The following is a 17,432-nucleotide window of genomic DNA, read 5'->3' as shown; positions in this document are numbered from 1 at the left end:
AGGCATGGCGCAGGCACGGGACATCCGGATCTGGGTTCTCGCTTTGGGAACCTTCGCGATCGGCACGGACGTCTTCGTGGTGTCGGGCATCCTGCCGGCCATCGCGGCGCAGTTCGGCACCGACCTCGACGCGGCGGGGCAGACGGTCACGGCCTATGCCCTGACCTACGCCCTCGCCGCGCCGCTGCTGGTGCCGCTGACGGCCGCGCTGCGGCAGGTCCGGGTCGTCATCGTCACGCTGGCGATCTTCGCGCTGGCGAATGCGCTGTGCGCAGCGGCGCCGGCCTATTGGTCGCTGATGGCCATGCGCGTAATCGCCGGCGCCGTCGCGGCGCTCTACACCTCGACCGCCTACGCCCTGGCGGCGTCCCAGGCGGAACCGCATCGCAGGGGCGCGGCGATCGCCACCGTGGCGCTGGGGCTGACCGCGTCAGCCGTGTTCGGGGTCCCGATCGGCACCGCGATCGGCGAAGCCCTGGGGTGGCGCATGACGTTCTGGCTGATCACGGCGCTGTCGGCCGCGGCGGTCGCGGTGCTGGCCGCCAGCCCGCCGCGGGAGACACAAGCTGTCGCGGCCGTGCCCGGCTACGCCGCCCGCCTGGCGCCGTTGCGGCAGCGGAGCGTGCTGCTGGCCCTGGCGCCGAGCCTGCTCTGGAACACGGCCAACCTGACCAGCTACACCTATCTGGGCGCGATCCTGTCGCAGCGCTTCGCGCCGCACGTCGCCGTCATCCTGTTTGCCGTCTACGGGATCGGCGGGCTGATCGGCAGCCAGTGCGGCGGCCGCCTAGTCGACCGCTTCGGGGCGATGATCCCCCTCGCCGCCTGCCTTGCGATCGCGGCCGTCAACCAGTCGCTGATGGGGCTCAGCCTGCAATCCGCCTGGATGACGGCCCCGGCGCTGGCCATCTGGTCGATCACCGGCTGGGGCACCTTCGCCCCCCAGCAGGCCCGCCTGATCGACCTCGCGCCCGGCGGCAGCGCCCTGGTGATCGCGCTCAACCATTCCGTCATCTATATCGGCGCGGCGACCGGCGCCGGTCTGGGCGGCGCCGCCCTGGCCCGGGGGCTTGCCCTGGACGACCTTCACTGGATCACCGCCGCGCTGCTGTCGGCGGCGCTGCTGGCCCTCCTCGCCACCGGCCGAAGCGCCCGCCGCTGCCATCGGCGGGCCTGACCTAGCCCCGCTGACGGCAACGGGGCGTCCCCGGCTCAGTGCAGATCCAGCGAGTCGACCGGCTGCGGCCGGCGGCTGGGGTCGTCATGCATCAGGCGCAGGAAGCTGGCGATGCTGGCCAGACCGGCAAAGCCCGCGCCGACCGCGAGGCCCAGCGCCGGGCCGCCCTGGGTGCCGGCCAGGCTGAAGCACAGCGCCACCAGCGCGGCGCCGACGGTCTGGCCGAGGAGCCGGGCCTGGGCGACGATGCCGCTGGCGCCGCCGGCGCGGTGCGGCGGGGCGGCCGCCAGCAGCGCCTTCTGGTTCGGCGCCTGGAAGAAGCCGAAGCCCCAGCCGCACAGCGCCATGCGCCAGCAGATGTCGAACACGCTCGGCTGCGCCGGCATCAGCGCCATCAGCACCATGCCGGCGCACAGGATGGCCAGGCCGATGCCGCCCAGGATGCCGGCGGCGTAGCGGTCGGACAGCCGGCCGGCGATCGGCGCCATCACCGCCACCACCAAGGGCCAGGGGGTCATCAGCAGCCCGGTCTCGACCTCGGTGCGGCCCAGCACGGTCTGGAAGTAGAAGGGCAGCGCCACGAAGGCCAGGCCCTGGGTGGCGAAGGAGCAGGCGGCGGTGACCGCCGACAGGGCGAAGATCGGCCGCCGGAACAGGTCCAGCGGCAGCATCGGCGCCGGATGGGCCGCCTGCCGGCGCAGCAGCAGCCCGCCGAACACCAGGGCGGCGGCCAGCTCCAGCCCGACCTCGAGCGGCGACGCCTCATGCGCCGCCTCACCGATGGCGATGATCAGCAGGCCGAAGGCGCCGGCGTTCAGCACGGCGCTGACCGCATCGAAGCGGTGGCCCGAGCGCCTGGTGTGCGGCAGGGTCGGCAGCGCCACGGCGAGGGCGATGACGCCGAGCGGCAGGTTGATGGCGAACAGCCATTGCCAGGAGGCGACGGCCAGGATGCCGGCCGCGACGGTGGGGCCGAGGGCCGAGAAGATGGCGACGATCAGCGTGTTGAAGCCGATGCCGCGGCCCAGCAGCCGGTTGGGATAGATGAAGCGGATCAGCGCCGCGTTCACGCTCATGATGCCGCTGGCACCGAAGCCCTGCAGCACCCGTGCCGCGGTCAGGCTGGGCAGCGACCAGGCCATGGCGCAGACCACCGAGGCGATGGTGAACAGCACCAGCCCGCCGATATAGATGGTGCGATAGCCGATGATCTCGCCCAGCGCCGCCAGCGGCAGCAGCGAGATCACCAGCGCCAGCTGGTAGGCGTTGACCACCCAGACCGAGGCCGCCGGGCTGGCCTGCAGGTCGGCGGCGATGGTCGGCAGGGCGGTGTTGGCGATGGCGATGTCCAGCACCGACATGGCGATGGCGATCGACATCGTCAGCATCGCGCCGTAGCGGCGCGGCACCGGCAGCCCGTCCGGGTGCACCACCGGCGCGGGGCGCGCTGGCTTCGTCCTCATCACATCCATCTCGGCAACCTTTTCCGGATCGGCGGCGGCCCCCTCCGGCGGGCGCATCATCGCGGCCGGGGGCGGTGGCGACCAATGCCGTGACGGCGTATCAGCCGGGACGATGCAAAAGGGCTCGGCCGCATCCGGCGCGAGCCGGATCCGGCGGCGATGCCCTGACAGCCGGGCTGGTGCCTACGGCAGCTTGCCGGTCAGCGGATGGACGGTGCGGAAGGCGGCCACGAGCCCGGCGGCCTCGCTGCGGGTGGCCAGGCTGATCCGCGGCTTGCCGGCGGCGATGTCGCCCTTGAGGTCCTTGAGCAGCGCGTCGATGCGGCCGAGCAGCTCCTCGCGCTTCAGCCCGGCCCGCTCATGCTCGACGCTATGGTCGTCGGAGACGGTCTGGAACAGCGAGCCCAGCCAGTCCACCAGCTCGTCGGCGCGGCTGAACAGCTTCTGCCGCCCGTCCTCCTCATAGACGATCACCGGCTCGATCTCGGTCGCCATGACAGGGCCCTCCCGGGAGTTGCGGCGCGCATCACGGGGATGCCTGAAGGCAACAGCGAAGCGGGGGAGTGGTTCCGTACGCACCCTCCGAACCGTCATGGCGAGGAGCGAAGCGACGTGGCCATCCAGGGGCCAGTGCGAGCGGCCCTGGATGGCCACGCCCCTGCGGGGCTCGCCATGACGAAGAGGGGAAGGCAGTCAGAGCGGAGCCGAGGGCCTTCGCCCTCCGGCCCGCCCCTTACTGATCCCCCATCTTCAGGGCGGCGATGAAGGCGCTCTGCGGAATCTCGACCTCGCCGAACTGGCGCATCCGCTTCTTGCCTTCCTTCTGCTTGTCCAGGAGCTTGCGCTTGCGGCTGACGTCGCCGCCATAGCACTTGGCCAGCACGTCCTTGCGCAGGGCGGAGATCGATTCGCGGGCGATCACCTTGCCGCCGATCGCCGCCTGGATCGCGATCTTGAACAGCTGCTTCGGGATCAGCTCCTTCAGCCGCTCGCACAGATGCCGGCCGCGGCGGTCGGCCTGGCTGCGGTGCACGATCATCGCCAGCGCGTCCACCGGCTCCTGGTTCACCAGGATCGACAGCTTCACCAGGTCGCCCTCGCGATAGCTGTCGATCTGGTAGTCGAAGCTGGCATAGCCGCGGCTGATCGACTTCAGCCGGTCGTAGAAGTCGAACACCACCTCGTTCAGCGGCAGGCGGTAGACCAGCATGGCCCGGCCGCCGACATAGGTCATCTCCACCTGCTCGCCGCGCCGCTCGGTGCACAGCTGCAGGATGCCGCCGAGATACTCGTCCGGCAGCATGATCGTGGCCTTGATCCAGGGCTCCTCGATCCGGTCGATCTGCATCACGTCCGGCATGTCGGCCGGGTTGTGCAGGTCCATCACCGACCCGTTGGTCAGGTGCAGCTTGTACACCACCGACGGCGCGGTGGTGATCAGGTCCAGGTCGAACTCGCGCTCGAGCCGCTCCTGGATGATCTCGAGATGCAGCAGGCCCAGGAAGCCGCAGCGGAAGCCGAAGCCCAGCGCGGCCGAGGTCTCGGCCTCGAAATGGAAGCTGGCGTCGTTGAGGGCGAGCTTGCCCAGGCTGTCGCGCAGCCGCTCGAAATCACCGGAATCGGTCGGGAACAGGCCGCACCAGACGACCGGGACCGAGGGCTTGAAGCCCGGCAACGGCGCGTCGGCCGGGCGGCGGTCCTCGGTGATGGTGTCGCCGACCTTGGTCTCGACGATCTCCTTGATGCCGGCGGTGACGAAGCCGACCTCGCCCGGCCCCAGCTCGCGCACCTGCACCGCCTTCGGCGTGAAGTAGCCGACGCGGTCCAGCTCGCGCGCCGCGCCCGTGGCCATGAAGCGGACCTTCTGGCCGACCTTCAGCGTGCCCTCGACCACCCGCACCAGGATGACGACGCCGAGATAGGGGTCGTACCAGCTGTCGATCAGCAGCGCCTTCAAGGGCGCGTCCGGGTCGGCCTGCTTCGGCGGCGGCAGGCGGTGGACGATCGCCTCCAGCACGTCGTCGATGCCGAGGCCGGTCTTGGCCGAGATCGGCACCGCGTCCGACGCGTCGAGGCCGATCACGTCCTCGATCTGCTGCTTCACCCGGTCGGGCTCGGCCGCCGGCAGGTCGATCTTGTTGAGGACCGGCACCACCTCGTGGTTGGCGTCGATCGCCTGGTAGACATTCGCCAGGGTCTGCGCCTCGACGCCCTGCGAGGCGTCGACCACCAGCAGCGAGCCCTCGCAGGCGGCGAGCGACCGGCTGACCTCATAGGCGAAGTCGACATGGCCGGGCGTGTCCATCAGGTTCAGCTGATAGGTCTGGCCGTCGCGGGCGGCATAGGTCAGGCGCACGGTCTGCGCCTTGATGGTGATGCCGCGCTCCCGCTCGATATCCATCGAATCGAGCAGCTGCGCCTTCATCTCGCGCTGCTCGATGCCGCCGCACCGCTCGATCAGCCGGTCCGCCAGGGTCGATTTGCCATGGTCGATATGGGCGATGATCGAGAAGTTGCGGATATGGTCCTGGGGAGTGCTCATCGGATGCCCTGGAGACGTGAACGGCCCGGACCATAAGGGCAGCGGGGCCAAAGCGAAAGGGCCCGGTCGAAGCCGGGCCCGTCCGTATCAAGGTGTGGCCGTGTCAGGATGCGGCAGGGATCAGTGCAGCTTGCCGCCGAGATCCGCGATCGCCTCGTCGAGCAGCGCCGAGCCCTTGGCCGGGTCGGACGAGATCTGCCGGCCAACCAGGTCGCGCGCCGCCGAGACGGCGACGTTGACGGCGGTCGACCGCACCTCGGCCAGCGCCTGGGCCTCGGCCTGGGCGATGCGCTCCAGCGCCATGGCCTCGCGCCGCTTCATGGCCTCCTCGATGTCCACGGCCGCCTTCTCGCGATGGCGCTGGGCATCGTGCTTGGCCCGCTCGATGATCGCCGCGGCTTCGGCCGCCGCCTCGCGCTGGCGCGCCTGCGCCTGGGCGAGATGGCCCTCCGCCTCGCTGCGCAGCCGCTCCGCCTCGGCCAGATCCTCGCGGATCTTCTCGGTGCGCTTGTCCAGCACGCCGAGGATGGATCCGCGGGCCTTGACCGCCAGCACGATCAGCAGCACCAGCAGCGCGGCGGCGAGGATCAGCTCGACCGTCTCGGAGCCGCCATGGTCCCCGCCCTCGGCGCCTTCGGCCGCATAGGCCGCGCCGATGAAGAGGTGGCTGGCGATGGTGTCGAGAACGCTCATCGGGCGCCTCCCAGCGCGCCGTCAACCGCGGCGGTCACCGCGGCCTGGTCCGGCGCGGCACCGGTCAGCTTGGCGGCCAGGACACCGGCCACCTCGGTGGCGATGTCGCGGGCATCGGCCTTGAGGTCGGCGCGGATCTTGCCGATCCGGGCCTCGGCCTCGGCGGTCCGCGACGCGAGCTCGGCGGCGAAGGCGGCCTGACGGCGCGCCGTCAGCTCCGCGATCTCCTGGTTCGCCGCGGCCATGGCGGCCTGGGCCTCGCCGCGGGCCTTGGCCAGCGCGGCTTCATAGGCCTGGGCGACCGCCTCGGTCTCGCCGCGCGCAGCCTCGGCACGCTCCAGGTCGCCGGCGATCTTCGCGGCGCGCTGGTCGATCGTCTCGGCCAGCCGCGGCAGCAGCCGGCGCGACAGCAGCCAGTACAGCGCGATGAAGACGATCGCGAGCCAGAAGATCTGCGACGCGAACCACTCGGGATTGAACTGTGGCATCTGACTCCCCCTGCCGGGCCGGCCCCGGGGCCGCTAGAGCTCTAGAGCTGCGGCCGGCCCATGACGTTAGGCAGCGAGACCGTCAGGCGAACAGCGAGATCAGCGCGACGATCAGCGCGAACAGCGCGATGGCTTCCGTCACGGCGAAGCCGATCCAGATGCTGGCGCCGATCTCTTCCTTGGCGGCCGGGTTGCGGGCGAGCGCGCCGATGTAGCTGGCCCACACATTGCCCACGCCGATGCCGGCGCCAATCATGCCGATCGCAGCGAGGCCCGCGCCGATGAACTTGGCAGCAGCAACGAGTTCCATGGTCTTTTCCTTCGGATGGATGGGTTGTTGGTGGAACGCAACGGTCGCGGGCTTGCGATCCGTCAGTGAAGGTGCAGCGCGTCGTGCAGGTAGACGCAGCTGAGAATGGTGAAGATGTAGGCCTGCAGCACGGCGATGAAGAGCTCGAGCAGCGTCAGCGGGATCAGGAAGGCGAAGGGGATGATGCCCGCGACGCCCAGCGCGATGACGAAGCCGCCGATGACCTTCAGCAGCACGTGGCCGACCGTCATGTTGGCGAAAAGTCGGACGGAGAGGCTGATCGGCCGCGACATGTAGGAGATCAGCTCGACCGGCACCAGGATCACCGCGGTCCACAGCGGCGCGCCATGCGGGAAGAACATCCGCAGGTAGCCGGCGCCGTGCCGGGCGAAGCCGATCACCGTCACGCCCAGGAAGACCACGAAGGCCAGGGCGAAGGTGACGATGATGTGGCTGGTGAAAGTGAAGGCGCCGGGAATGATCCCGATCACGTTGCCGAACAGGATGAAGATGAACAGCGTGAAGATGAAGGGGAAGTATCGCATCCCCTCCTTGCCCGCATTCTCGCGGATCATGTTGGCGACGAGCTCGTACAGCATCTCCGCGAAGGATTGCAGCCGGCCCGGCACCAGGGCCCGGCGGCTGCCGCCGAAGAACAGCACCGCGGAGGCGATGCCGGCGGCGATCACCATGAAGAGCGACGAGTTGGTGAAGGAGAGATCCAGGCCGCCGATGTCGACGTGCAGGATCTTTTCGATCTGGAATTGCTCGGTTGGCGACGCCACGCCTTATCTCCCGCCCCGGTTTCGCTCCGCCTGGTCGGCGGCCCGCTTCGCCTTCGCCGCCCGGTCCAGCTCGACGCCGGTCCGGTAGACATTCATCAAGCCGGCCACCGCACCCAGGATGAAGAACAGAATCAACAACCAGGGCCGTGTGCCGAGCCATTGGTCGAGACCCCAGCCGATTCCGGCGCCGACCACGATCGCGGCGAGCAGCTCCACCGCGATACGGAAGCCGGCGGCCATGCCAGCACGGCCGACATCGCGCCCATCATCCCCGCCCTTCTCGCGCCCCGCCCCCGGGAGCTTCGCCTTCGCCTCTCTGAGGCGACGGTCGAAATCCGAAAGCGGCGGCGGGTTTTGGTCGTTCTGGGTCACTTCGTCGGACACCCTTTCGGGCGGCGGCCACCCCCACCTCAAGCGGCGCGCACCTTAGTGACGCTCCGGGGTCCCGTCAAGGCGACAAAACCGGCCGCCGCCGCGGCATTCGCGCCGGGCATGGCAATCCGCTTTGGCGGCGCTGGCGGCGGCCCGCTCCGGCGGGCTAGACTCGGCCATGCTCAGCCCGCTCCTGGCCGTCGCGGCGATCCTCGCCGGCATCACCATCGTCTCGCTCGGCCAGGGCGTCTTCGCCACGCTGGTGCCGATCCGGCTGACCGAGGCCGGGCTGCCGGCCGACCGGGTCGGGCTGGTGGTCGCCGCCAGCGCCGTCGGCTTCCTGGCCGGCTGCCTGGTGGTCGGCCGGCTGATCCGGCTGGTCGGCCATATCCGCGCCTTCTCCGCCTTCGCCGCCGCCTCCTGCCTCGCCGGGCTGGCGCTGCCCTGGACCGTCGGCCTGCCCGGCTGGTTCCTGCTGCGCCTGGCCATGGGCTTCTGCTCCGCCGGGCTGTTCATGGTGGCGGAGAGCTGGCTGAACGAGCTGACGCCGCGGCATCTGCGCGGCCGGATCCTGACCAGCTACGTCGTCGTGGTGATGCTGGCGCTGGGCGCCGGCCAGGCGCTGCTGACCGTGGTCGACACCCGCGACGTGCTGCCCTTCGTCCTGGCCTCCGCCGCCTTCACCCTGGCGCTGATCCCGGTGACGCTGACCCGGTCGCGCCACCCCAGCGTGCCGCACCGGATCCGCCCGATCCTGCGCAAGGCCTACCGCAACTCGCCGGTCGGCGCGGTCGGCTGCGTCGTGGTCGGGCTGGTGGCGGCGACGCTGCAGGGCGTGGCCCCGGTCTGGGGCGTGCATCGCGGCTTCTCCACCGCCGAGATCGCGACGCTGATGGCGGCGACCCAGATCGGCGGCCTCTTGTGCCAATGGCCGCTGGGCTGGCTGTCGGACCGGATCGACCGGCGCTGGGTGATCCTGGGCGCGTCCCTGTGCACCATCGTCGCCGCGGTCGGCAGCATCGCCGCCGAGGCGGCCAGCTTCACCCTGCTGATCGTGCTGTTCGCGCTGTGGGGCGGCATGGCCGAGGCGATCTACCCGCTGTCGGTCGCCCATGCCAACGACCACGCCAAGCCGCAGGACTACGTGCCGCTGGCCGGGACGCTGCTGATCCTGTGGTCGATCGGCTCCTCCGCCGGGCCCCTGGCGGCGACGGTGGCGATGGAACGGTTCGGGCCGGATGCCCTCTTCGTCTATGTCACGGTGCTGGTCGGGGCCTTCGCCGGATTCGTGCTGTGGCGCATGGCCCGGCGCGGCCGGGTTGCGGCCGGCGAGGCGGAGCATTTCGTCGGCCTGGCCGCCGGCTCCAGCCCTGCCCCGGCCGAGCTGGACCCCCGCATCCGCCCCGAGGACGAGGCCGAGTGCGAGCCGGGCTATGACGACTGCGAGGACTTGCCGTCACCGCAGCAGAGCCGGTGATTCCCTCCCGGCCGGAACTGCTCTAGGGTCGCGGCCTCGTCTCCCGAAGGGCTCCCCATGCGCATCGCCACCTGGAACATCAACTCCGTCCGCCTGCGCCAGGAGCTGGTGCTGCGCCTGATCGACGAGGCGGCGCCCGACATCGTCTGCCTGCAGGAGACCAAGACCCCGGACCACAGCTTCCCGCACCAGCCCTTCGTCGACCGCGGCTACCGCCACATCGCGATCGCCGGGATGAAGGGCTACAACGGCGTCGCCGTGATCTCCCGCCTGCCCTTCGAGAGCCACGAGATCCGCCACTGGTGCGGCAAGGAGGATTGCCGCCACATCGCCATCCGCCTGCCGGACGGGGTCGAGGTGCACAATCTGTACATCCCGGCCGGCGGCGACATCCCGGACCCGGCGGTGAACGAGAAGTTCGCCCACAAGCTGCAGTTCCTGGACGAGATGACGGCCTGGTGGCCGCAGAACCGCACGCGGGACCAGAAGATGATCCTGGTCGGCGACCTGAACATCGCGCCCTTGGAGAACGACGTCTGGTCGCACAAGCAGCTCTTGGACGTGGTCAGCCACACCCCGATCGAGGTCGAGAAGCTGGGGGCGATGCAGTCGACCCTGGGCTGGGTCGACAGCGCCCGCACCTTCGTGCCGCCGGAGGAGAAGCTGTACACGTGGTGGAGCTATCGCGCCGCCGACTGGGAGCTGTCGAACCGCGGCCGGCGCCTGGACCACATCTGGGTCACCCCGCCGCTGGCCGGCGGGCTGAAGGCCCACCGCACCCTGCGCGAGGCCCGCGGCTGGGAGCCGAAGCCGAGCGACCATGTCCCGGTGGTGGTCGACGTCGAAATCTAGGGATTACAACGGCTGCCGGCTTCTCGCGTTGCCTCTCCCGCTTGCGGGAGAGGCAACGCGAAGAGCAGGGCCTTCTACTTGGCCGGCCTTCGGTACAGGTAGTACCGCCCGGGCGAGACGCCGTCTGGCTCGGGCAGCTCCTCCCAGCCGGTGCCGGCGAAGCCGATATTGGCGACGACCATGCCGCCCGGCGCCAGCACCGGGCCGAGCAGCGGCGCCAGCGCCGCCGCCAGCGACCGGTTGGCGACGTCGTCGCCGGTGCCGAGATCGGCATGGATCAGCGCCATGCCCGCGGGATGCGCCGCGACGAAGGCCGGCATGGTCTCCAGCACCTCGCCCAGCACCATGCGGTCGCGCGGCGGGATGCAGCCGGGATGGGCGGCGATGTGGCGGTCGAACACCCAGATCGCGCGGTCCGGCATGGACTCGCGCAGATGGTCGTAGGTGCGGCCGTTGCCGAGGCCGAGTTCCATGACGTCGCCGGGCAGGCCGGCGATCTCGCGCGCGGCCCAGTCGAGGCAGGTGCGCTGCGCCTGCATCCGGCGGATGAAGCTGTCGAGGCGGCTCACGATCCGGGTCAGGCCGTCAGCCGGGCGCGGGCCGCTTCCTTGGTGGTCCGTTCGAGACGCAGCGCCAGGACGCGCATGATCTCGATCGCCATCTGGGGAAACTCGGTGATCATGCGGAAGAACTGGTCCTTGGCGATGACGAGGGCGGTGACGTCGGTGCGCGCCTGCACCGTGGCGGTGCGCGGCACGTCGCAGAGGATGGCGATCTCGCCGACGAAGTCGTTGCGCCCGACGCCGGCGACGGTCTGCGGCCCGCCATCGGTCTCGAGCACCACATCGGCCTCACCGTCGATGATGATGAAGGCGGCGCGGCCGATCTCCCCCTGCCGGCACAGCACCTGCCCCGCGGGGAAGCGGACACGCTCGCTGGTGAAGGCGAGAAGCTTCAGCTTCGACGTGTCGATATTGGCGAAAAGCGGGATCCGCTTCAGCAATTCGACTTCTTCCGCAAGGCTCACCGATCTGTCCTCCAGCTCCCTGTTCGCATTCTACTCCGCTTCCAGCAATTCGTGCAGCGCGCTGCCGTTGCGGTTCAGCGTCTGGAAGTCGCCGCGCTCGACGATGCGGCCATGCCGCACCACGACGATGTCGGCGAACTCCCGCGCCATGCTGGGCCGATGCACGCCCCAGATCAAGCCGCGGCCGTCGCGCAGCTCGCGGATCGAGCGGTGGACCCGGCTCTGCGCCACCCCGTCGAGGGCCGAGGTGGCCTCGTTCAGCAGCAGCAGGTCGGCGTTCTTGAGCAGCGCCCGGCCCAGCCCGACCTTCTGCCGCTGCACCGCCGACAGTCGGCTGCCGGCGACGCCGACCGAGAAGTCGAGCCCGACCGCGATGACGCTGTCGCGCAGCTCGACCTCGTCGACCACGGTCTGGATCAGGGTCTGCACCCGCTCCGCCGCGTCCGGCCGGCCATAGCGGATCTTGCCGAACAGGATGTTGTCCTGCAGCGACGCGGCCTCGTTGAAGCGCCCGGCGTCGAAGAACTCGATGAAGGGCCGCAGATCCGCCGGCAGCTCGGCCGCGAACACCTTGCGGGCCTCGAGCAGCCGCTGCTGCAGGTCGGCCTCGAACACGCCCAGGCGGTGCCGGGACGGCACCAGCTTGAACGGCAGCGACAGCAGGCGGGTGCGGTCGGCCGGGCGCAGCGCCGCCGTGCCCTCCTTCTTCGCCCGCATCACGATCGGCTGGAACTCCGGCAGATCCTCCGAGCCGATGAAGCTGAACTGCTCGAAGAACTCGTGGCCGGGCGGCAGGTCGGCGAACAGCTCGACCATGGTCTCGGCCATCTGGGCGCCGACCTGGATGAACTCCTCCATCAGGCCGGTGCGCTGCAGCACCGACAGGACATACTCGTTCTCGGCCAGCGCATCATAGGCGAAGACCGGACCGACCGGCGTGCCGAACAGCAGGTTCTCGGCCACCGAGGCGGAGCTGTTGAAACGGTCGGAATCGTACAGCTCGACCAGGTCGCCGAGGTCGCTTTCGGCCAGGATCTTGCGCACCGAGACGCGCGCCGCCAGCACCCGGTCGGCGATCTCCGGCGCCTTGTCGGCGTCGATCGTGCCGTTCAGCCCGATGCGGTAGACGTCCTGCTCCATGTCGACGGCCTGCAGGATCTCCAGCGCCTTGTCCTGCAGCGCCTCCGGCCCATCAACACCTGCAGCCTGGTAGTCGATCCAGTCGGCGTTGATGTCGAAATCGGTGTTGCCGGCCGCCTGCGCCTCCGACGCCCGCCGGGCCCGGCGGCGCTTGCCGTCATCGTCGTACTGCGCCTCGTGCAGCGGCCGGTGGCACAGGCCGTAATACAGGTTCTGGCGCAGCGTGCCGGTGAACATGTAGCTGTGCGCGCCGACATAGGCGAAGCGGCGGCCGATCACCGCCTCGCTCAGCGTCTCGTAGTCATGGTCGCCGAGCCGGATCTTGCCGCTGGTCGGCTCGATCAGCCGCGCCATCATCAGCATCAGCTCGTCCTTGCCGACGCCGGCCCCGACCACCGCGACCTGGCCGTCGGTCGGGAAGGCGGCGGTCAGCCCCTCGATCATCGTCATGCCGCTGTCGTCGACCAAGGCGACGGCGGAGAAGGTGAGCTCCCTCGGCAGCGGGCCCTCGATCACCTGGTCGCCGGTGATGCGCTCGAGCGGCAGCAGCTCGGGCGGCTGGAACTGCTCCACCACCTGCTCGTACTTGATCCGGACGTCGGCCTGGCTCTGGTAGTAGTCGAGCAGGTCCTTCCACGGCGAGGCCAGGTCCTTGTAGGCCGCCAGCACCGCCACCAGCGCGCCGAGCTGGATGTCGCCGCGGATCACCAGATAGCCGCCGATCGAATAGAAGAAGAACGGTGTCAGCTGGTTGATGAAGTTGTTCAGGAACTTGATGAAGAACTTGCGGTTGTAGATCTCGAACCGGATGTCGTAGATCGTTCCCAGCCGGTCGGAGAAATCCGCCAGATGCACGGCGGTGGCATCATTGGCGTGCATGTCGGTGATGCCGGACACGGATTCGCCGATGCGGTCCGCCAGCTTGCGCACGGTGCGCACCCGCTCCTTGCCCAGCTGGTTCACCCGCTTCTGCAGCCGCGGGATCAGCCAGCCCTGCAGCGGATACAGCGACACCGCCGCCGCCCCCAGGATCGGGTCCTGGACGAAGATGAAGTAGATGTAGACCAGGAGCGTCCCGGCCGACCAGATCGGCTGGACGAAGGCGTCGCCGATGAAGCCGCCCAGCGGCTCGACCTCCGAGGTGATCATCGGGATCATCTCGCCCTGCGAGGTCTTGCGGAAATGCGGCAGCGGGAAGCGCAGGATCCGGCAGTACAGCTCGTAGCGCATGCGGCGCAGCATGCGTTCGCCCAGCTTGCCCTTGTAGACGTTGATGTAGAGCTTGAAGCCGCCGTTGATGAACACCAGCGCCAGGAACAGGAACGACAGCAGCAGCAGGTATTCGATCCGGTCGAACTGGTAGCCGAACACCGCCTTCGGGAAATCACCCGCATGCTTGTCGTCGATGGCGCCGTTGACGATCTGCTTCGGCAGATCCAGCGAATAATAGACAAAAGGAAACGAAATCAGCGTGATGATGAGGATATAGACCTGCTCGCGGCTGCTGTGCCGCAAGATGAACTTGAAGATATTGGAATCCATCGCGATCCAGGTCCAGCCTCGCCGGGCATCGGCCGGACCATAGCCTGAACTTTCGATGCCGCAAAGCATGTGACGATGGTCACCATCCGCCGCCATTCAAGGCAAAGGGTCAGGATGACGGGTCCGAAGCCTTCGTGCTAAAAGCGCGCCGGGTGGCACCCGCCGCCCGCGTGCCCGTTCCGGTTCCAGGTGACAAGGCTGCATGGCGAAGCGCCCCGCTCAGGCCCGCATCCTGATCTACAGCCACGACAGCTTCGGCCTCGGCCATCTGCGCCGTTGCCGCACCATCGCGCATGCGCTGGTGGCGCGGCACAGCGACCTGTCGGTGATGATCCTCTCCGGCTCGCCGATCATCGGCAGCTTCGACTTCCGCAGCCGGGTCGACTTCGTCCGCATCCCCGGCGTGATCAAGCTGCGCAACGGCGACTACACCTCGCTGTCGCTGCACATCGACATCGAGGAGACGCTGGCCATGCGCGCCTCGATCATCGAGCACACGGCGGCGATCTTCGATCCCGACCTGTTCATCGTCGACAAGGAGCCGCTGGGCCTGCGCGGCGAGGTCAAGCAGACGCTGGAGATGCTGCGCGACCGCGGCACCCGCACCGTGCTGGGCCTGCGCGACGTGATGGACGAGCCGTCGCTGCTGGCCCCGGAATGGGAGCGCAAGAACGTCGTCCCGGCGCTGGAGAGCCTGTACGACCAGCTGTGGATCTACGGCCTGCCGGAGATCTGCGACCCGCTGGAGGACATCGAGCTGCCCGAATCGGTACGCACCCGCATGACCTATACCGGCTATCTGCGCCGGCGGGCGCCGACCAATGTTCCGGCCGAGGCAGCGCCGCTGCGCGACCCCTACATCCTGGTCACGCCGGGCGGCGGCGGCGACGGCGAGGACCTGGTCGACTGGGTGCTGTCGGCCTATGAGCTGGACCGGTCGATGCCCTGCGCCGCGCTGATCGTGCTGGGACCGTTCATGCAGCGCGAGCGTCAGGCCGAGTTCATGGCCCGCGCGGCGCAGCTGGACGATGTCGAGGTCATCACCTTCGACGCCCGGATCGAGCATCTGATGATCCGCGCCGCCGGCGTCGTCGCCATGGGCGGCTACAACACCTTCTGCGAGATCCTGTCCTTCGACAAGCGGGCGCTGCTGGTGCCCCGGGTGCGGCCGCGGCTGGAGCAGCATATCCGCGCCTCCCGCGCCGCCGAGCTCGGCCTGGTCAGCATGCTCGACCAGGACGGGCCGGGGGATCCCGCGGTGATGGTGCGGGCGTTGCGGGCCCTGCCCGACCAGCCGCTGCCCTCGACCCGGTTCCTGCCCGGCCTGCTCGACGGTCTCGACGCCGTCGACCGGTTGGCCATGGACGCCATCGACCCGCCTTCCACGATCCGCGCGACGGCCTGAGACAGCATGACCGAGAGAGTGCAGAGCGAGGGCCTGACCGCCATCGTGGTCAAGGGCTATCCGCGGCTGTCGGAGACCTTCATCGCGCAGGAGATCCTGGGCCTGCAGCAGCTGGGCCAGCGCCAGCTGATCGTGTCGCTGCGCCACCCGACCGACACCCAGGTGCATGAGCTGAACCGCCGCATCACCGCGCCGGTGCTGTACCTGCCGGAATATTTGTACCAGGAGCAGCCGCGGGTGGCGGCGGCGCGCGACTGGGCCCGGCGCCAGCCCGGCTACGCCGCCGCCTATGCCGCCTTCCGCCGCGACTACCGGCGCGACCCGACGCCGAACCGCTGGCGCCGCTTCGGCCAGGCCTGCGTGCTGGCGCAGGAGCTGCCGCCGGAGACGTCCTGGATCTATGTCCATTACCTGCACACCCCGGCCTCGGTCGGCCGCTACGCCGCGCTGATCCGCGGCCTGCCCTGGAGCGTCTCGGCCCACGCCAAGGACATCTGGACGACGCCGGAGTGGGAGTTGCGCGAGAAGCTGGCCGAGGTGCGCTGGGCCGCCACCTGCACCGCGGTCAACCACGCCTATCTGGCGCAGCTGGCGCCGGAGCCGGCGCGCGTGTCGCTGGTGCATCACGGGCTGGATTTCGGCCGCTTCCCCGACCCGATCGCCCGGCCACGCCGCGACGGCCGGGACCCGAACGACCCGGTGCGGCTGATCTCGGTCGGCCGTGCCGTGGAGAAGAAGGGCTTCGACCGGCTGCTGGACGCCTTCGCCGCGCTGCCGCCCGGCCAAGCCTGGCACTGGACCCATATCGGCGGCGGCGCGCTGCTGAAAGAGCTGCGGGCCCAGGCCAAGCATCTGGGCCTGGCCGACCGGATCGAATGGCGCGGCGCCCTGACCCAGGACGCAGTGCTGGCGGCGCTGCTCGACTCCGACCTGTTCGTGCTGACCGCCCGCATCGCCGCCGACGGCGACCGCGACGGTCTGCCGAACGTGCTGATGGAGGCGCAGGCCACCGGGCTGTGCTGCCTCGCCACCTCGGTCTCGGCGATCCCGGAGCTGATCCTGGACGGCGAGACCGGGGTGCTGGTGCCGCCGGACAATATGCCGGCCGCGGCCGACGCCCTGTCCGGCCTGATCGCCGACCCGGCCCGCCGCGCCAAGCTGGGCGCCGCCGGCGCCGCACGGGTGCGGCGCGACTTCGGCTTCGCCATCGGCCTGGGCAAGCTGGCCCGCCGCTTCGGCCTGCCGCAACCCGGATGAGAATCGCCTTCTACGCGCCGATGAAGCCGCCCGGGCACCCCGTGCCGTCGGGCGACCGGCGCGTGGCGCGCCTCTTGATCGAGGCGCTGCGGCGCGGCGGGCACGAGGTGCGAATTGCCAGCCGGCTGCGCAGCTGGGACTCCGGGCTGGACCCGGCCCGGCCGGGGCGGATCGAGGCGCTGGGCGCCCGCATCGCCGACCGGCTGGTACGGCGCTGGCAGGCCGGCGGGGACGACCGGCCCGACCTCTGGTTCACCTACCACCTGTACCACAAGGCGCCGGACTGGCTGGGGCCGCCGGTGGCCGCGGCGCTGGGCATCCCCTATGTCGCGGCCGAGGCGTCGCATGCGCCGCGCCGGGCCGAGGGGCCCTGGGCCGCCGGGCATCGCGCGGCGGAGGCGGCGATCCGCCGGGCCGCGGCGCTGATCACCTTCAGCGGCCGGGACGCGGCCGGCCTGTCGGCCCTGGTGCCGGCGGAGCGCATCGTCCGCCTGCCGCCCTTCCTCGACGCCGCCCCCTTCGCCGCCCTGCCCCGCCGCACCGCGGAGCCGCCGCGGCTGATCGCGATCGGCATGATGCGGGAGGGCGACAAGGAACGGTCCTACATCCTGCTGGCCGATGCCCTGCGAAGACTCGGCGGCCGGTCCTGGATCCTGGAGGTGATCGGCGACGGCCCGGCCCGGCCGCGGATCGCGCCGCTGTTCGACCCCGTCCGCACCGTGTTCCGCGGCGCGCTGCCGCCCGAATCGCTGCCGGCGGCGCTGGCCGGGGCCGACCTGTTCGTCTGGCCGGCGATCAACGAGGCCTTCGGCATGGCGCTGCTGGAGGCGCAGGCGGCCGGGCTGCCGGCGGTGGCCGGGGCGGCCGGCGGCCCGGGTGGCGGCGTGGCCGCGATCCTGCGC

At 70.1% G+C, this 17,432-nt stretch carries 17 protein-coding genes; 6 read left to right on the top strand and 11 right to left on the bottom strand.

Going from position 1 to position 17,432, the window contains the following annotated elements:
* Positions 1-4: 4 nt before the first annotated feature.
* Positions 5-1,177, top strand: a complete 1,173-nt coding sequence (locus BWR60_RS27610; RefSeq protein WP_088155053.1) for an MFS transporter — start codon at positions 5-7, stop codon at positions 1,175-1,177.
* Positions 1,178-1,212: 35 nt separating this feature from the next.
* Here the strand turns inward: BWR60_RS27610 and BWR60_RS27605 are convergent, their stop codons facing one another.
* The 8 genes from BWR60_RS27605 to BWR60_RS38365 all read right to left on the bottom strand — a co-directional run bounded on the left by BWR60_RS27605 (position 1,213) and on the right by BWR60_RS38365 (position 7,830).
* Positions 1,213-2,640: an MFS transporter gene (locus tag BWR60_RS27605; RefSeq protein WP_088155075.1), complete on the bottom strand. Its 1,428-nt coding sequence runs from the start codon at positions 2,638-2,640 to the stop codon at positions 1,213-1,215.
* Between the two features lie 183 nt (positions 2,641-2,823).
* Complete coding sequence (locus BWR60_RS27600) at positions 2,824-3,135, bottom strand: hypothetical protein (RefSeq protein WP_088155052.1); 312 nt, start codon at positions 3,133-3,135, stop codon at positions 2,824-2,826.
* 238 nt (positions 3,136-3,373) lie between these two features.
* On the bottom strand, positions 3,374-5,182 hold the full coding sequence (gene lepA / locus BWR60_RS27595; protein ID WP_088155050.1) for a translation elongation factor 4: 1,809 nt from the start codon (positions 5,180-5,182) through the stop codon (positions 3,374-3,376).
* Positions 5,183-5,302: 120 nt separating this feature from the next.
* The gene (locus tag BWR60_RS27590; RefSeq protein ID WP_088155048.1) at positions 5,303-5,875 is read right to left on the bottom strand and encodes a F0F1 ATP synthase subunit B; all 573 of its coding nucleotides are present in this window, start codon (positions 5,873-5,875) and stop codon (positions 5,303-5,305) included.
* Positions 5,872-6,363 (bottom strand): F0F1 ATP synthase subunit B', encoded by a 492-nt coding sequence (locus BWR60_RS27585; RefSeq protein WP_088155046.1) that lies wholly within the window; start codon positions 6,361-6,363, stop codon positions 5,872-5,874. The genes BWR60_RS27590 and BWR60_RS27585 overlap by 4 nt, the downstream gene beginning before the upstream one ends.
* Positions 6,364-6,445: 82 nt before the next feature.
* Positions 6,446-6,673 (bottom strand): ATP synthase subunit C family protein, encoded by a 228-nt coding sequence (locus BWR60_RS27580; protein WP_034834648.1) that lies wholly within the window; start codon positions 6,671-6,673, stop codon positions 6,446-6,448.
* 62 nt (positions 6,674-6,735) lie between these two features.
* Positions 6,736-7,458, bottom strand: a complete 723-nt coding sequence (locus tag BWR60_RS27575) for a F0F1 ATP synthase subunit A (protein WP_088155044.1) — start codon at positions 7,456-7,458, stop codon at positions 6,736-6,738.
* 3 nt (positions 7,459-7,461) lie between these two features.
* The gene (locus BWR60_RS38365; RefSeq protein ID WP_230983202.1) at positions 7,462-7,830 is read right to left on the bottom strand and encodes an AtpZ/AtpI family protein; all 369 of its coding nucleotides are present in this window, start codon (positions 7,828-7,830) and stop codon (positions 7,462-7,464) included.
* A gap of 178 nt (positions 7,831-8,008) precedes the next feature.
* Here BWR60_RS38365 and BWR60_RS27565 point away from each other — a divergent pair, with 178 nt between their 5' ends.
* Entirely contained in the window at positions 8,009-9,307 is a 1,299-nt protein-coding gene (locus BWR60_RS27565; RefSeq protein WP_144445785.1) for an MFS transporter, read from the top strand.
* A gap of 57 nt (positions 9,308-9,364) precedes the next feature.
* Positions 9,365-10,159, top strand: a complete 795-nt coding sequence (gene xth, locus BWR60_RS27560; protein ID WP_088155040.1) for an exodeoxyribonuclease III — start codon at positions 9,365-9,367, stop codon at positions 10,157-10,159.
* A gap of 74 nt (positions 10,160-10,233) precedes the next feature.
* On the opposite strand, the gene BWR60_RS27555 is transcribed toward xth, so the two are convergent.
* From BWR60_RS27555 to BWR60_RS27545, 3 genes are read right to left on the bottom strand one after another with little or no spacing between them, the layout of a single operon-like run.
* The gene (locus BWR60_RS27555) at positions 10,234-10,728 is read right to left on the bottom strand and encodes a class I SAM-dependent methyltransferase (RefSeq protein WP_088155038.1); all 495 of its coding nucleotides are present in this window, start codon (positions 10,726-10,728) and stop codon (positions 10,234-10,236) included.
* Between the two features lie 8 nt (positions 10,729-10,736).
* Entirely contained in the window at positions 10,737-11,186 is a 450-nt protein-coding gene (locus BWR60_RS27550; RefSeq protein WP_034834639.1) for a cyclic nucleotide-binding domain-containing protein, read from the bottom strand.
* A gap of 30 nt (positions 11,187-11,216) precedes the next feature.
* The gene (locus tag BWR60_RS27545) at positions 11,217-13,868 is read right to left on the bottom strand and encodes an ABC transporter transmembrane domain-containing protein (RefSeq protein WP_088155036.1); all 2,652 of its coding nucleotides are present in this window, start codon (positions 13,866-13,868) and stop codon (positions 11,217-11,219) included.
* 202 nt (positions 13,869-14,070) lie between these two features.
* On the opposite strand from BWR60_RS27545, the gene BWR60_RS27540 reads away from it, so the two are divergent.
* From BWR60_RS27540 to BWR60_RS27530, 3 genes are all read left to right on the top strand, one after another.
* Complete coding sequence (locus tag BWR60_RS27540) at positions 14,071-15,273, top strand: glycosyltransferase family protein (RefSeq protein WP_088155034.1); 1,203 nt, start codon at positions 14,071-14,073, stop codon at positions 15,271-15,273.
* Positions 15,274-15,279: 6 nt separating this feature from the next.
* A complete protein-coding gene (locus BWR60_RS27535; RefSeq protein ID WP_088155032.1) occupies positions 15,280-16,530 on the top strand; it encodes a glycosyltransferase family 4 protein in 1,251 nt (416 codons plus the stop codon).
* Positions 16,527-17,432: glycosyltransferase family 4 protein (locus tag BWR60_RS27530; RefSeq protein WP_088155030.1), on the top strand; the 906-nt coding region annotated here is incomplete at its 3' end. The genes BWR60_RS27535 and BWR60_RS27530, both read left to right, overlap by 4 nt.

The sequence above is a fragment of the Inquilinus limosus genome, assembly GCF_002195995.1.
Taxonomy (GTDB): domain Bacteria; phylum Pseudomonadota; class Alphaproteobacteria; order DSM-16000; family Inquilinaceae; genus Inquilinus; species Inquilinus limosus_C.
The sequence above is the reverse complement of the archived record's forward strand: the minus strand, read 5'-3'. Positions and strand labels throughout refer to the sequence as shown.